Annotated in this window: 18 protein-coding genes; 6 read left to right on the top strand and 12 right to left on the bottom strand. The window is 56.6% G+C overall.

Annotated elements, in window-relative coordinates; translation table 11 throughout:
* Positions 1–242, top strand: a 242-nt coding sequence (locus tag FKP33_RS27425) for a hypothetical protein (RefSeq protein ID WP_373423844.1), incomplete at its 5' end; no start/stop codon positions are given.
* Positions 157–534 carry a hypothetical protein gene (locus tag FKP33_RS07730; RefSeq protein ID WP_141334417.1) on the top strand — a complete coding sequence of 126 codons (378 nt, stop codon included), beginning with the start codon at positions 157–159 and terminating at the stop codon, positions 532–534. The genes FKP33_RS27425 and FKP33_RS07730, both read left to right, overlap by 86 nt.
* 172 nt (positions 535–706) lie before the next feature.
* Here the strand turns inward: FKP33_RS07730 and FKP33_RS07725 are convergent, their stop codons facing one another.
* The 4 genes from FKP33_RS07725 to FKP33_RS07710 all read right to left on the bottom strand — a co-directional run bounded on the left by FKP33_RS07725 (position 707) and on the right by FKP33_RS07710 (position 3,180).
* Positions 707–1,381 carry a hypothetical protein gene (locus tag FKP33_RS07725; protein ID WP_054797679.1) on the bottom strand — a complete coding sequence of 225 codons (675 nt, stop codon included), beginning with the start codon at positions 1,379–1,381 and terminating at the stop codon, positions 707–709.
* Positions 1,382–1,579: 198 nt separating this feature from the next.
* On the bottom strand, positions 1,580–2,266 hold the full coding sequence (locus FKP33_RS07720; protein WP_141334416.1) for a YidC/Oxa1 family membrane protein insertase: 687 nt from the start codon (positions 2,264–2,266) through the stop codon (positions 1,580–1,582).
* A gap of 86 nt (positions 2,267–2,352) precedes the next feature.
* Positions 2,353–2,610 (bottom strand): hypothetical protein, encoded by a 258-nt coding sequence (locus FKP33_RS07715; RefSeq protein WP_141334415.1) that lies wholly within the window; start codon positions 2,608–2,610, stop codon positions 2,353–2,355.
* Positions 2,611–2,709: 99 nt separating this feature from the next.
* Positions 2,710–3,180: a cytochrome c biogenesis protein CcdC gene (locus tag FKP33_RS07710; RefSeq protein WP_127608594.1), complete on the bottom strand. Its 471-nt coding sequence runs from the start codon at positions 3,178–3,180 to the stop codon at positions 2,710–2,712.
* Positions 3,181–3,398: 218 nt separating this feature from the next.
* On the opposite strand from FKP33_RS07710, the gene FKP33_RS07705 reads away from it, so the two are divergent.
* A complete protein-coding gene (locus tag FKP33_RS07705; protein WP_164751867.1) occupies positions 3,399–3,848 on the top strand; it encodes a DnaJ family domain-containing protein in 450 nt (149 codons plus the stop codon).
* 79 nt (positions 3,849–3,927) lie between these two features.
* Here FKP33_RS07705 and FKP33_RS07700 read toward each other — a convergent pair whose 3' ends face one another.
* Positions 3,928–4,542 carry a nitroreductase family protein gene (locus FKP33_RS07700; protein WP_141334423.1) on the bottom strand — a complete coding sequence of 205 codons (615 nt, stop codon included), beginning with the start codon at positions 4,540–4,542 and terminating at the stop codon, positions 3,928–3,930.
* 179 nt (positions 4,543–4,721) lie between these two features.
* On the bottom strand, positions 4,722–4,976 hold the full coding sequence (locus FKP33_RS07695; RefSeq protein ID WP_306439341.1) for an ATP-binding protein: 255 nt from the start codon (positions 4,974–4,976) through the stop codon (positions 4,722–4,724).
* 94 nt (positions 4,977–5,070) lie between these two features.
* Here FKP33_RS07695 and FKP33_RS07690 point away from each other — a divergent pair, with 94 nt between their 5' ends.
* Positions 5,071–5,346, top strand: a complete 276-nt coding sequence (locus FKP33_RS07690) for a hypothetical protein (protein WP_141334413.1) — start codon at positions 5,071–5,073, stop codon at positions 5,344–5,346.
* A 106-nt stretch (positions 5,347–5,452) separates the two neighbouring features.
* On the opposite strand, the gene FKP33_RS07685 is transcribed toward FKP33_RS07690, so the two are convergent.
* Positions 5,453–6,670 (bottom strand): MGDG synthase family glycosyltransferase, encoded by a 1,218-nt coding sequence (locus tag FKP33_RS07685; RefSeq protein WP_141334412.1) that lies wholly within the window; start codon positions 6,668–6,670, stop codon positions 5,453–5,455.
* Between the two features lie 179 nt (positions 6,671–6,849).
* Between FKP33_RS07685 and FKP33_RS07680 the strand changes: the two genes are divergently transcribed.
* Positions 6,850–7,551 (top strand): DUF1361 domain-containing protein, encoded by a 702-nt coding sequence (locus FKP33_RS07680; RefSeq protein ID WP_181410075.1) that lies wholly within the window; start codon positions 6,850–6,852, stop codon positions 7,549–7,551.
* An 89-nt stretch (positions 7,552–7,640) separates the two neighbouring features.
* On the opposite strand, the gene FKP33_RS07675 is transcribed toward FKP33_RS07680, so the two are convergent.
* From FKP33_RS07675 to FKP33_RS07665, 3 genes are all read right to left on the bottom strand, one after another.
* Positions 7,641–8,612, bottom strand: coding sequence for a protein-glutamine gamma-glutamyltransferase (locus FKP33_RS07675; protein WP_181410074.1), 972 nt, complete (start codon positions 8,610–8,612; stop codon positions 7,641–7,643).
* An 85-nt stretch (positions 8,613–8,697) separates the two neighbouring features.
* Positions 8,698–10,017 carry a deoxyguanosinetriphosphate triphosphohydrolase family protein gene (locus FKP33_RS07670; protein ID WP_054797669.1) on the bottom strand — a complete coding sequence of 440 codons (1,320 nt, stop codon included), beginning with the start codon at positions 10,015–10,017 and terminating at the stop codon, positions 8,698–8,700.
* Positions 10,018–10,173: 156 nt separating this feature from the next.
* Positions 10,174–12,090: an LTA synthase family protein gene (locus FKP33_RS07665; protein WP_236595755.1), complete on the bottom strand. Its 1,917-nt coding sequence runs from the start codon at positions 12,088–12,090 to the stop codon at positions 10,174–10,176.
* A 253-nt stretch (positions 12,091–12,343) separates the two neighbouring features.
* Here FKP33_RS07665 and FKP33_RS07660 point away from each other — a divergent pair, with 253 nt between their 5' ends.
* On the top strand, positions 12,344–12,562 hold the full coding sequence (locus FKP33_RS07660) for a hypothetical protein (RefSeq protein WP_127608600.1): 219 nt from the start codon (positions 12,344–12,346) through the stop codon (positions 12,560–12,562).
* Between the two features lie 282 nt (positions 12,563–12,844).
* On the opposite strand, the gene FKP33_RS07655 is transcribed toward FKP33_RS07660, so the two are convergent.
* Together FKP33_RS07655 and dgoD are read right to left on the bottom strand one after the other, a co-directional pair.
* Positions 12,845–13,648: a serine/threonine protein kinase gene (locus tag FKP33_RS07655; RefSeq protein ID WP_127608601.1), complete on the bottom strand. Its 804-nt coding sequence runs from the start codon at positions 13,646–13,648 to the stop codon at positions 12,845–12,847.
* 185 nt (positions 13,649–13,833) lie between these two features.
* The gene (dgoD, locus tag FKP33_RS07650) at positions 13,834–14,982 is read right to left on the bottom strand and encodes a galactonate dehydratase (RefSeq protein ID WP_127608602.1); all 1,149 of its coding nucleotides are present in this window, start codon (positions 14,980–14,982) and stop codon (positions 13,834–13,836) included.
* Positions 14,983–14,986: the final 4 nt, after the last annotated feature.

The raw sequence follows: 14,986 nt of genomic DNA, 5'->3' as shown, positions 1-14,986 counted from the left end.
ACAAGCCCGGCCGCTCATCGGTTCAGGGCGGGGCGCGGAACCCGCGCGGCCTCACCGCGCAAGCCGGCCGCGAACGCGGCTGCTCAGGCACCGGAGACGCCGTCGGCCGATGCCGGTGCGCCGGAGACCGCTGCGCTGACCAAGGAAGCGGCGGTTATGCCGCCGGTCGCAAGCGAAGCGCAGACCGAAGCGGAAGCGGTCCTGCCGGCGGCGGAGCCGGCAAACGACGCGGCACCCGCTAATATGAGCGCGTCGTCTTCGCCGGCTGATGAATCCGGTGCGGGTACGCAGGCCTTGGGCAAGGACGACGGGCTGCAGCGCCTGCTAGGCAGACGCTTGAAGAAAAAGAAACGCAACGAAACGCACGAGAAGGATAGCGTATATATCCGCAAGGATCTCAAAGAGCGGCTCGCCAAGCTCGCGGCGAACCACGGCAAAGGGTTCCGCACGCTGCTTCTGAACTACGGCTTGGAGAAAGCGCTCGACGAGCTTGAGCAAGCCGATGCCGCGCTGCGCCAAGGCGAGCAGCTTTGACCGACGCCGAAATAGCGGAACAGCGATTCGCTATTTCGGCATTTCGCCGCAACCGTACAAAAATAGCGGAACAGGGATGCCTTATTCCTCGAAATGCCGTGCTACAAGCACGGATTCGACGTAAATAAGATACCCCTGTTCCGCTATTTCCATTTCTTTGGGCAGCGCCCTTCTAGATCGGCAGCAAGCGAACGGAGTCGCGCTCGTGCAGGCCTTTTACCATACGGTACCAAGCGTCCGGCTTCTCGGTCAAGACTGCGTAGTACGTTTCCAGGAACGTGGCCACCAGCGAAGCCGGAACTGCATCCGCGTCCGCGTCGTCGATCGGCATAAAGCACAAGTCCAGGCCGTGTACGGCTTCGCCGTCAATTTGCCAAGAAGGGTGCACATAATCGAGATCCAGCTTCAGGTAGCCGAGATGTGCCAGCACTTCACGGCGCACGTAAGCATTCATCGATTTCACGCCGCCGAACTCCAGCCCTTCGGACAACGCCGGGTTATAAATTTCGGCGAACATCCCCTTCAGCTTCCCTCCGGCCTCGGCTGCCACCTGACGAAGATCGGCCATCCGGCGGCGCGCCAAGAACGGCCCGATGCCAAGACCGTCGCGACCGATAATCGTAAAGTCCGTCATCGCCACCTGCATGTCGGCATAGTAGCGGTACTCGGTCGCTCCGACGACCTGACCGTCCAAGATGGCTACAAACACGCGGATTCCGGGATCCTGCAGCGGCTCCGCCCACAGATCGTAGGCCAGCACTTCCTCCGGTGGAAACACGGTTTGCATCAGTTCGTGCATTTGCCGAAAATACGGGTCGGCGATATTTGTAATGCGATGGTAATCCAAGGCGATCCCTCCTTTTTAGCTACAGCTTACCTGTTTGCGTCCCCTTCGTCAACGCCGTCGGGGCTGCGTCCCCATCCTAGCATGCCCTCGGCGAAGGGAATCACAAACAAGCCGTTAAAAGCCGCCAAGGCGGGTTGCCCGTTAGAACCGATGAGCGATGCCGTACAAGCCCGGCCGCTCATCGGTTCAGGGCGGGGGTTACGACGCCTGAGCCGGCTCGGGCGTCCCTTTACGCAGTAGCCGCTTGCCGAAGGCCGTGCGGTACAGCAGCCGCTCCAGCAAGCCGAAGGCAGAGCCGGCCATCCAGTACAGGCCGAGGGCGATCGGCGCTCTCCACGTTACCAGCAGCGGAATCAGCATGAGCACGATTCCGAGCATCGCGCGTTTCCCGCTGCCCGGCGCAGGACCGGCCGCCTCCGTCAAAGGAATCAGGCTGACCACGAACGTCATCAGACCGGTAAGGACGGGCAGGACGTGCAGCGGGTCCGCCAGTGCCAAATGGGACACCCATGGAACAAGCAGCGAACTCATCGCGCTTCCGTGCGTCAGGAACAATCCGTACATCGCGCTTAAAACCGGGAGCTGCAGCAGGACACCGCCCATCTGCGCAAACGGGTTGACCTCATGCTCGCGGTAAAGCTTGCCGGACTCCTGCATGAGCCGGTTCGGGTCGGCGGCATGCGTTTGCTGCAGCTTTTTCAAATGCGGACCCATGGCCGCCGTGCGGATATGCTGACGTGCCGCGGTGAGATTGAAACGGAACAGCGCCATTTTGACAACCAGCGTCAGCAATATGATGGATACTCCCCAATCGTGAGTAAACGTGTGCAAATAAGATAACGCCTGTGCAAGCACGGCGATGATCGGTTGAAACCAAGTATACATAAGCCCATCGCTCCCTATGAATCGGCACCCTCAGGGTGCACGGAATAACGTTGTCCGGCCGTCCTGAGACGTACAGGCTCAACGTGTCAATCGTTAACCGATTCAGACCGGGAGCGCGGAGAGTCCGAGCATTCGGAGGAACGGGGCGGTCTTTTGCGACGAACGAATACGGTACGCAAACTTTTCAACGAGCGGTTATGCGACTTCAGCACAAGCGCACAATCGACCGGCTGCACCAAGCCGTAAGGCAACCGGACTTGGGCCAATTCCGGACGCGGCAGCACGAGCAGCGCGGACAAGCCGAGAACCAGCATGAGCACCGAAAGATCTATAGACCATTCCATCGTTCATCCCCCCTTTCTTATAGGCAACATGAATTTACGTGCAAGCCGGATTCAGGTTTCGCACGGTGACCGTCCCTGCCTCCAGCCCCACGTAAGGCGCTATTCCGCTTGCCGCAGGGCATACAGCTTGCGGAACTTCACAAAACTGGCGACCCGCCAAGGCACGACATAAGCAACCGCGATTAAATAGAACAGCATCGCCAGCTCCGTCGGGTCAAGTCCGGACAAATAGCTTCGCAAACCCAGGCGGAGCGCGATCAAGCCGATGAGGGCAACAACGAAAGCGGCGCTTTTTTTCGGATAGATGAGTCCGTCCTCCCGCCTTTCGTAGTTCGTGGTTAGAATCATGGGAATGGACAAAACGGCCCCGCACAGCAGCGATAGCACGACTTCCTTCACGGTAAGGTGCAGCTCCGGATTCAGAAGCCCTGTAAGGCCTAGCGCCAAGAAGAGAAGCGGCAGCAGCAAGCGATAGCCTTTGCCCTTAACCGGACGGGAGGTTGCGCGCATTCTTCGCCATAGAATGAGCCCGGCTGCAATCACCATAATAAACACCGTATTCAGCTCCATCGTGAGCCTCCTCTTCGCCAAGTAAATATACCGTCACGGATCATTGCTTTACCATCTAATATTTTAGCACAAAAATGAATAGGCGACGACTCTCCCAAGATCTCCCTCCCTTGCCCGATTCCAGTTCCGCCGTTCCGCAGGTTGTTTGAAAACCTGTCACTTGACCCGGAGCCCAGGTATCATTACGCTAGAGATACCAAGGGACGGGAGGTATGGACATGGACAAAGAGGAACACGCAGCGCGCTCCGCACGGCAGCCGAGAGACGTGCTCGAGAACCGCGACGCCATGGATTCGATCGAGCGGCAGAAGGAAGGCTGGGCCAACGACGCATACGAGCAATTCGTTCAGAACGGGGGCTTGGAGCGCCTCGCGGGAATAGGGAAGCCTCTTGTCGTTCCTACCGACGACGTTCTGGATACGATTCTGCGCAATGCGAATGTAGATCCACCGTGGATCATGCTGAGGAAGGAAATCGGTTCGAATATGGCTAAAGTGATCCAGCTCTTGGATAAAACCCCGGCGGCTCCGGAAATCGATGCGCTTTTGTCCGAGCTGAACAAGCAGATTATCGAGTTGAACGCGCTTGCTCCCAGCCGCTCGCTGCACCGCCATCTGATTAGCCGGCATAACGTTAGGGAGCAGTATCAGCGATGGTACGTCAAATAAGCCCCACCGGCCGCGTGATTCGGATATCGAACCACGCGAGCCGGCGGGGCTTCGCTTTTTCGTCGGGATACGGGGAGAGTTAGAAACGCTCGTGAATAACTTGATGCTCGAGCGGCAATCGATCCGTTGCCCGGCCTTCCTTCTCGGCTTTCCCGATCGGAATCATGACAACCGGCACATAACGGTCGGGAATTTGGAATTCGGAGATTAGGGCATCCTTATTGTATCCGCCCATTGGCACCGTATCATACCCTTTCGCTTTGGCAGCCAGCATCAGCTGCATGGCGGCCAACGAAGCGTTACGAATCGCCTCGTCTCTGGCCAATCCCGGATTGTTCGCATAAGCGCCGTCGACTTGCTTCACCATCAAATCGCGAATTTCCTGCGCCGCTTTCTCGTACACCTTCGAGGTCACCTTATTCGCTTCCAGATCGCCTAACACGATAATAACAGCCGCGGCATCAGCCACTTGTTGTTGACCGAACGCGATTTTCAGCAGCTTCTCTTTATTGGCTTGCTCGCGCACTACGAGGTAACGCCAGTGCTGTAAGTTCCACGATGACGGAGCGCGCGAAGCGAGCTCCAGAATTTCGTTCAGCTCGGCGTCGGACAGCACCAATCCTTTCTGGTATTGACGCACCGAACGTCGCGAGGTCAAAAACTGCTCGGCGGAGAATCGGTTTTCCGTATTCACTTCCACTTGCTGACTCATATCTGAATCCACTCCTTTGATATTTATCTGTTTAACTATATTATCATCATCATCTTACTTTAGTAAAGTTAATATATATTACATCTTCCCTTATATCTTGGTAAAAAGACATAAAAAACCCATGCCTTCAAACGAAGTCATGGGTTGCTCCACTAGGCTGATCAGGGCAAGTATAGCATGAACGTACTGCCTTGCCCCTCCCGGCTGAATACGGACAAGTATCCGCCGAGCAGCTTCGCCAGCTCCAAGCTGATGGACTGCCCGAGCCCGGTGCAGCTGTATTTCCGGCTGATGGAGCCGTCCGCTTGGCGGAACGCCTCGAAGATTAACCGCTGCTTGCCCTCGGCAATGCCAATTCCCGGACCTGGAAAGCGATCCACCTCCGATCCGGTTCCGGCCGATCCTCTTCGGCCCAATATTGCAGCTCCTCTGCGTTCAGACGTCCTTCGTGCTGTTCCCTGATCAGCTGCGACAGCAGAATGATGCTGTTAGGGGCGTCTTCTCAACACGATGCCAAGCGGCAAGGTGAACGGGAATATCTTAGTCGTGTATGTCCAAATCGAAAAGCGACCCGAAGATCGAAAGATGAATCGCGTTAATCAAATTGACTACCAGCAGGGTTATCGGCAATTTTTTGCGGAAGGACTTGATGACGGTGAAACCAGCCGCCAAATACAAACAAGCCTGCCAAAGCGGCAGACCTCCCTCTTGCTGAAATACGTTCAAACCCGCGGAACCGGCGGAATATGTATGTATAGTCCAGTTTCAACAGAAACGCCAATGTAATCAGCACGCCGATGTTGATGAAACAACATTCAGGCCTTCTGAACTTCCATCGGCTCCTTCTTCCAGGGTCCGCCGCGCGGGACCTAACCGCTTCACGCCCGCACGGCTACCAAGCTTCCCGGACAGACTCCCGCACGGATGCCACCGCCGGCCAAGCGGGCGAGCCCTCATACGGTCCCGCCTGCAGCCGGAACATCGCATCCCACGCCCGCTGCGTCGGCTGCTCGCAGCGAAACCGTTCCGCCTGCTGGCGCATGGTCGCAAGCAGCCCGGGCGAATCGATAAGCTCGAGCACCTGATCGAGCAGCTTACGCTCCTTGGACGCGCGAATCGCAACGCCAGCCCCCTCGAGCACCGCCGCATTTTCTTCCTCTTGGCCGGGAATGGGCTTATACAGCAGCATCGGCAGCTTCATCGCCACCGCCTCGGACGTCGTCAAACCGCCCGGCTTCGTCAGCAGCATATCCGCCGCTCCCATCCAGCGGTGAATATCCTCTACGAAACCCACGATCCGAACGGAGGGCGTCGGCTTGAGCGCCAGTTCCTCCTCGAGCGACTGCTTGGCAGCCGCGTTGCTGCCGCAGACGAACACAAGCTGAGCCCGCAGCCGCAGCGCCTCCGAACGCAGCAAGGCGCGCATATCCTTGCCCATCAGCCCGCAGCCGCCGCCCATGACCAAGACGACCGGCTTGAGCGGGTCCAGACCGAGCTGCCGCCGGAACGTCTCCCTATCTCCGGGCTCGAAGAAGCTCTTCCGAATCGGAATGCCCGTCACGCTGACGCAAGAGCTGGAAATGCCGCGGCGATACAGCGCCTGGGCCACATGCTCCGAGCCGACCAAATACAGGTCGGTATGCGGCTGCACCCATAACGCGTGGTCGGCATAGTCCGTAATTACCGTCACGAGCGGTACGGACGAAAGTCCTTGCGCCTTTAGCAGCGACACGGCGGCCGACGCCAGCGGGAACGTGCAGATCACCACATCCGGCTTACGGTCGCGCAGCAGCCCAAGAAGCTTAGACATTCCCAGCTTCAAGAACGATTTGGAGAACAGCGACATCTCTTCGTTCATGCGGGACTTGCGATAAAAGTAGCCATAGAGCGAAGGAGCCTTCTCTACACCTTTCAAGAAGCAGTATCGAATGACTGGGTGCAGGAGGGCGTAGATCTCTTGCATATAATCGATAACCTCGGCCTGCACGGGAGAATCGGGCCTGCCGCAGCCTTGCGCCAGCGCACGGGCGGCTTGCCGGTGTCCGTCGCCCAGGTCGCCTGCCAAAATTAACGCGCGTACCGGAGCTGGAAGCTGATTTTTCGTATACATGGTTACGCCTCCTGCATGTTCCCATTGTTTGGATTCACTGACTTTCACTGACTACAGGTTAAAAGTTCTTACCCCTACAATACCAGATATCTCACGTCCTGGCATCTTGAAGGTAAATTCTGGTATCTCTGTTTCCGGGTATGGTATGCTTAGGTCACTTCTACACGGAAAGGAATTCGATGAGAATGAAACTACTCGCATCCGGCAAACGATTTGCGGGCTTGGCGCTGCTGTCTGTCGTCTGCGTCGTCGTGTACGCGCTGCTCCGCCTATTCAATCAGAACACGTATTACGATTTCTTGATCTGGAACTTATTTTTGGCCTGGATTCCTTATGTATTGTCGTCGGTCGCCGCCATCCTGCACGAGCGGTCCACATCCGTCCCTCGGCTCGCCTTGACCGTTATCGGCATCGTGTGGATACTGTTTTTGCCAAATGCTCCTTATATCGTAACCGATATGATTCATTTAACCATTTTGAAAAGCAATTACACAGCGGAAGGCCATCTCGGCCTCGGTTTTTCGTATTGGAACGACTTTATGGTCATCATGCTGTTCGCTTGGAACGGCCTGCTGCTGGGCGCCGTTTCGATGCACCAATGGCACGCGATCCTTCGGGTTCGGACATCATCGCAGGTCTCCTGGGTTTGCGCCGCGCTCGTCTCGTTCTTGAGCGCTTACGGCATCTTGCTGGGACGCGAATACCGGTTGAACAGTTGGGACTTGCTCACGAACCCCGCTTCGATCGGGCGGTCCGTGGTCGACAGCCTCCATCCGGAGGCGCTGTTGTTTTGCGGTATGTTCGGCTTGTTCATCTTCGCGGTGTACGCCATGGTTTACCTTCTGATGAGCAGCGCGAAGCATGCAAGTTCACGGTTGTGAAGGCCCGCGCGGCCTCTTCGTACTCGCGGAGGAAAAAGGCGGACGCTTCCCGCTTCGAATCCGGGAGCAAGCTTCGCCCGCCCCGCCGCTTATCCGTATAAATGCGTCCGCGAACCAATCCGGGCTTCCAGCCGATACGTATGCGTGAACGTGCCGGCCCCGTCCGAGGCTGGCCCCATGCCCATTGCGGCCTCGCCGCCAAAGCCCTGACCGATTCTGGCAGCGCCGAAGCCAGCGCCGGCGCCACCGTCCGGCGGCGCCAAGCCCCCGGGCCCCATGATGGTGCCCGGTCCAGCTGACAACGGTTCCCTTAAGCCGGCTGCGTTACCGTTCGCCAGCTGGTGCAAATATTTAAAATTGGGGAACGTCGTTTCGTCCATCAGATAAGCACTGATCTGCGCTCCCGGAATCCGGTAACGGTTGAGCAGGCGGATGATGAACCACGCACTGGATACGCCGGTTCCATGCCCGAAGTATCTGCCGCCCGGCATCACGATGACGTTCACGCCTTGCCACTGCATCGACTCGGGATCTACCTCGGGATTCTTGAAATACTGAACGTCCCCGGGAATCCCTTCCCCCTCGGCGTGCACCGTGATCAGCTTCAAGTCCGCATCGTGATGCCATGAATATAGATAAAGGCGGTCGAAAAATCGATCGAACTGCTCACGACCGATAATATCGAGCACCGCCTTGTACAGCACGACTACGATCCCCATCGCACACTCGAATGCGTAGAAGTGACCGTGAATATAAATATCTTCGATCGCATCCGACGGATGAACCGTAGGCTTCAACCTAAAGCCGCCTTTCATATCAAGGGTCCAGAAACGTTCGTTGCAGCGCGAATTCTCAAACGTATCGAACGCGGCTCCGCTTTCCCCCAGCATAAGCGCTGCATGCACGATCGCTGCGCGCACGTGCAGCTCAAAGCGGAGCTCTTCGAACGACGCATAATAATACGGCGTCCGGCTCAGCTGCTTCTGCTGAAGAATACTCTGCTCCAACTCACTCGACACGATATGAAACGGCGATATCGGTTCTCCCTGAATGTAAATCAACACCATCCCCCCCTCCGCCCTTACGGCGAATGCATCTTGTACATTCTATGCGGAAGAGGCGGCGAAAAGGCCTCACGCCCCCGAATTAATCCATCTCGTAGATGGACCCCGACTTGCTGGCGAACAGCTCTGCGTACACCTTCTCGGCGTATGCATCCGTCATGCCGGATATATAATCGGCGACGAGCCGGGGCCACGACCAATTCGATTGGTGTCGCTCATAGTTTTCCAACCAGTCCGGAGGCAAAATCAACCGGCCGTTCTCCGGAACGATGAAGCTGTCCCACAGCCTGCGAATCATGATTTCGCTGCGCTTCTGCAGCCGCTGTACCCGGAAGTCCTTAATCAGGGTAACCCAAGCCAGCTTCTTCAGAATCTCCATCGTGCGGTGGAGTTCCAGATCCTGCCTGCCTTCATGCACGAACGTCACTTTCTTCCAGCCTTTGACCGGATCGTCGATGATCCCCACCTTGCCGACGAACGTGCTGACCCACCGCGCCTTCATCTCCCGCCGGGTGCGCGACGCTTCGCGGTCGCAGGCCGCGTAGATCGTCTCCCACTGGGCCAAATAGTCGGTCAAGACCCGTTTCACCATGTCCGGAATGTCCACCTGATCCCAGCCGACCTCATAGTTGCCCCGGTCGTTCACAATCTCCTGGACCAAATGCTCGACCAACCGGTCGTCCTCGAAGAACGTGCGGTTCATCTGGATTTTACCGGCGCGAATCCCATCTTCGATGTCATGCGTCGAGTAGGCGATATCGTCGCACAAATCCATCAGCTGCGCCTCCAGCGTCGAGCAGCCGACAGGCATGTTCCAGCGGTCGCGAATATAGCGAATACCGTCCGTCCATTCCATCCCGTACACGCCCTTCAGACGGCCGGGTTCTTCGAGGCTGTACGGATATTTGTTGATGCCGAGCAGCACGGCCGCCGTCAAATCCAGACCGCTGCCGCTGCCCGCCCGCTTCTCCAGAAACATCAGGATGCGGTAGTTTTGCGCGTTCCCCTCGTAAGCGAGCCCATAAGACTCCTTGAGCAGATGGTTGAGCACCTCTTCGCCCTTATGCCCGAACGGCGGATGACCCAAATCATGGGCCAGCGAAGCGCATTCTACGACCGCCGGGTCCAAAATCAAACCCGGATGCTCCTTCCGCTCCAGGAACGGATACTGCTTGTTCATGCGCCGCGCGGTCTCCCGCGCAATTTGCGAAACTTCGATCGAATGCGTCAGCCGCGTCCGGTAATAGTCTCCCGTTCCGGCGCCGAACACTTGAGACTTTCCCTGCAGCCGGCGAAAAGCCGGCGATTGGATCAGCCGCGCATAATCTCGCTCATATTCATCCCGTTCTTCGCTAAACGTGCCCTGAGCCGGTTCATCCAGTCGGAACTTACGCAAATCCATGGTCTTCCCCCCAAGTTGCCTGCCGATTCGCTCCCGATATTCTCTTCGTCTGGAACCGGACCGATTTTTGCAAATTGTATCACATTTGCACCATGGAGAGAAAGGACGGACCCGCCCCGGCGGGAAGGCGGCTGTCCGCTGCTTGAAAGTTACCGGTCAGCCCCCCGAGGAAGGAGCGGCTCGCGCCGCCATCAGTTCGCTCAAATATTTGGCCACATACTGGTGGCCGAACATCTCGTCATACTGAAGCTCGCGGTAAATCTCGACGTCCTCCTGCACGGAAGGCGGCACCTCGGCATACAGCTGACCGCTCGAATCGACGACCAGATTGCGCAGCAGCCCCGGCGTTTTTTGCGCCAGTTCGGCGTTGTATGCCCACGCGGCCGGCAGCTCCAGCCCGATGCGATTCAGCACATAGGCGCCGAGGAACGAGGTGCTGAGCGTCGGCACGTGCTCCTTCGGCAGCCCTTCGTTCGTCCACATGACGAACGGAACGCTATGCATGCTTTTCAACTCTTCAAGCGACCACTGCTCGGAACGTCCGGTCGAGACGAACCCCGCTTGCGCGTACACGTCGTAATCGTACCCCAGCATCGGCAGATGGTCACCGTAAAACACGATGACCGTCGGCTCATCCGACTGCTCGAAGTGATCGATCAGCAGTTGCAGGCTGCGGTCGGCATCGCTTGCGCCCTGCACGTAAGTTTCCAACGTATTTTTGGCCTCGGCGGTCTGCAAGCCTTCCGTCTTGATCGGATTGTCGCCGTATCGGTTATCGTCGTAAGGACCGTGATTTTGCATGGTTACCGCGTAAATAAACGTCGGCTCTTCGTTCTCTTCAACTTCTTGTATGATCCGGCGGGACACCTCGTCATCGGCTATAAAAGCGCCTTTGTTGACAGGATTGTCGAATCCCTCCTTGCTGATAAATTCATCGAAGCCCATGTACCGGTACACGTTCTCCCGGTTCCAGAACCAGCGCTCGTACGAATGGATGGCCGTGCTGGCGTAGCCTTGCGATTTGAAGTAGCTCGCGAGGCTCGGCAGCGGCCTGCTGATATATTGCTGATACGGAACCGATCCCGCGGGCATGAAGCTCATCGACTGGCCGCTCAGGATCTCGAACTCCACGTTGCTGGTGCCGCCTCCGAATTGCGGCGACAGCAGGAAGCCGCTTGTCATCTCCTTCTGCAGACGATGAACGGTCGGCAGCGGGTCTTCGCTGAACTTTACGTTCTTGAGCAGCGTCGGATCCCAGAACGCTTCGTTCATGATGAAGATCACATTCGGCTTCTGCGTTTGCGATGCGGCCTTTGCCTTAGGCGCGCCGACCAGCTCATTCAAGCTGTCGGCCAAGCCGGCCATGGCCGATTCACTGTAGCCAGGCGGCCGCGGCACGATCGTGTTTTTGACATTCATTGTAAACGCGAGCGCCAGCCCGTTCTCCCCGTAATTTTCCTGCTGATTCCAGACGATCTCGTTCATGCCGGCACGATCCACCAGCGCATTAAGCCATGCCGCCCGCGTACCGAAAGCGTAAAGCCCGAAGCCGCAAACCGCCACTAACGTCAGACGCGTCAGCCATCGCGGCGACATTCGCGGCATGGCCTTGCCGATCGCGAACAAGGCGATAGCGGTGCCGAACACGAGGGCAAGCCGCAGAACGGCTTCCCTGCTCGTCACAAGCGGCAGTATATTCATACTTTCTTTATTCAAAAAAATATCCCATGGAAAAAACGGCTCGCCGATCAGCTTTTTCTTGAAATAACTGATTAAGGCGACCATAGAAAGCAGTAGCACGCTTAAGCCCGCGGCCATAAACAGCCGCCCGACCAAGCCGTACAGGAATAAGAAAACAAGCATGGCCAGCAGCCCGTTCAATAGCGCCAGTTTCGGATGAGACGCCATCCAGGTCCCTGTTTCATGCAGAGAACCCCTGTGAAGCACTTCCATCCCGACAACCAGCAGCACCGGCACGATCAGCAGCGCCGCGGCTACAATAACGGGGTTCACCATTCGCCGTTTGGCGGGACGGGGTGACTTCGTTCGTCCTTGTATCACGGTTGGACGCACCCAGATCACTCTCCTATCGGCCCGCTCACGCGGCGGACATATTTGCAGTTCATGTTAAGACATTGTAAACATGAAATCTTAAAACCAGCTGAAAATATGCTGAAAGTTAAAAAATGGTTCTCGGGACGCATAGGCTTTCGCGTATAATCGACAAATATTTCGTCCGGTCCACAGCCTATTTGCGCCACTGCGTGTGGATATGTTACGTTCAAGTATGCAAGCGAATGTCTAAGAAGAACGGAGTGACAAGGCTATGGAGCAATACCAACCGTTAATCGGCGTCATCCTGGAGAAGCTCGATCAGACCTATAAAGATTTACAATTTAATTACAACGGCCTTGACGGCATCATAAAGGGGCATTCCGAACACGAAGTTCGAAACACCCCTGAACTGATTACCATAACGGAGCTCCGCGACAGCTATCTGGAGCTGCTTCAAGTGATGGAGAAGCGATTTCCCGGACTCAAATAAACGGTGGAGATCGAACCGTTCCTGAAACTTTCAACCGTCCGCTCCGTAGTTACAGGTATCATTAGCTAAAGGAGGAAACGTAATGTTTAAGCATATTTTACGCAAAATCGCAAACAGTGTGCTGCATTCGAAACGTCCTCATTACCGCGGCGGCAGCTCGAATCGTTACCATCGTCCAGGCCCTCTCAAACATTCGTCGTCGTACTCTTCCGGTCGCGGCAATTCTTACGGACACCAATACTACAAGAAGAAATTTCATTCCAGTTCCTGACGTTTCGACCGTTACGTTAAGGCGGCTATCGCCGCTTCGACATCCTGCATGAGCGCCGCGTCGCTCTCATAAGCCTCATCCAGCCGCAGCAACCGCCGGAGCAATCGCCCGGTTGCCATCGATAAGGACAGCTCTTCGTGCCATTCGCCCGGAGGCTGTCCTTCTTGCGCTTCATAACCGGAGTACAAGAGGAATAACAGAAAATGACCGACCGCATACCAATCGCTCTTCACGTCCGGCAGGCGCCGACGCTCCTCCTCCTCGCTTGAGAATGGTTCCAGCCCCTCCGTATCTCCGATCCGCCGCGCCAGTCCAAAGTCGATCAGCACGTAAGTCCCGTCCCGCACCATCACGTTCGGAATGCGAAGGTCGAGATGAACCCAGCCACGCTCGTGCACGAACCTGACGACCGGCAGCAGCCGCGCAATGAACGCCAAGCTCTCTAATTCCGAGAAGCCCCGCTGCTGTTCGAAAATGAGATCCTCCACTGTCGCGCCGTCGATCCAATCGGTGACGAGAAATAACCGCTTACCGTCCTCAAACAGACCGCGGCACTTCGGAATGCTCGGGTGCGTCAGCGCGAGAAGCGCCTCCTGCTCCCGGCGCAGCAGCTTCCGGCCGAGCCCCCGCTTGCTCGGCTTCGACTGCTTGACGACGACCCGCTCCCCCGTCTGCCGATCCGTGGATAAATAAGCGAGCCCGTAGCTTCCCTCGCCGAGAAACCGGACAATTTCATAGCGTCCTTGCAGTCGATGTCCCGCACGCAGCGGATAATCAATCCAAGCCTGGTACACCTGGCGTAAATAACGGATCATGGGTCTTCCTCCGGTCGCCCGATATCGAAATAATTCCTATTCCTAGCGTACACCAAAACGGCGAATCCCTCAAAACCGCTGCAGCGTATACCTACCTGTAGCCACACCTCCCCCGGTTCGCCAAAAAACCGCTTGGCTTCATCATCGCCAAGCGGTTCTCTTTTATCGTATTGGCCTTGCTTCTATTACCATTCAGCGACCGTTCCGTCCTCCTGCCTCCAGACCGGATTCCGCCACTGGTGGCCGATGGCCGCCATTTCTCTTACTTTCTCTTCATTGACCTCAATGCCTAAGCCCGGTCCGGTTAAATTTCGGACAAAGCCGTCCTGGTAGGCGAAGACGGAAGGATCCTTCAAATAATCCAACAAATCGCTGCCTTGATTATAATGAATGCCCAGGCTTTGCTCTTGAATAAAGGCGTTAGGCGAGCACGTATCGAGCTGCAGGCAAGCGGCAAGCGCGATCGGACCGAGCGGACAGTGAGGAGCTACGGCAATGTCGTAAGCTTCTGCCATCGCAGCGATTTTCCGCGTTTCCAGAATGCCTCCGGCATGCGACAGGTCCGGCTGAATAATGTCGACGATTCCTTGTGCCAGCAGTTCCTTAAAGCCCCACCGCGTATACATTCTCTCGCCCGTAGCGATCGGGCAGGAGGTGTAGCGGGCGATTTCCTTCAGCGCCTCGTTATTTTCCGGCAGTACCGGCTCCTCAATGAACATCGGACGATACGGCTCCAGCTCCTTGGCGATAATTTTGGCCATCGACTTATGAACGCGCCCGTGGAAATCGATTCCGATGCCGACTTCCTTCCCGACCGCTTCGCGCACGGCGGCGATACGGGCGATCGCCGCTTCCACTTTACCAATCGAATCGATGTAGTGCATCTCTTCGGTGGCATTCATCTTCACAGCCGTAAAGCCCGCTTCAACCTGCTGTTTAGCCGCTGCACCCACGTCGCTCGGGCGGTCTCCGCCGATCCAGGAATAAACGCGCGTCCGGTCGCGGCAAGCCCCTCCCAGCAGATCGTAGATGGGGGCATTGTAGAATTTCCCTTTGATATCCCACAACGCTTGCTCGATCCCCGAGATCGCGCTGGAAAGAATCGGTCCTCCCCGGTAAAATCCTCCGCGATAAAGCACCTGAAACAAATCCTCGATCCGCATCGGATCTTGACCGATCAAATACTCGCTCATTTCCGTTACAGCCGCAGCGACGGTGTCCGCCTTGCCTTCCACGACGGGCTCGCCCCAGCCGGTAATGCCTTCATCGGTCTCAACCTTAAGAAACAGCCATCTCGGCGGAACCTTGAACAGCTCTAATTTTGTAATTTTCATTGTG

The organism is Paenibacillus sp. tmac-D7 (genome assembly GCF_006519665.1).
GTDB lineage: Bacteria > Bacillota > Bacilli > Paenibacillales > NBRC-103111 > Paenibacillus_G > Paenibacillus_G validus.
The sequence above is the reverse complement of the archived record's forward strand: the minus strand, read 5'-3'. Positions and strand labels throughout refer to the sequence as shown.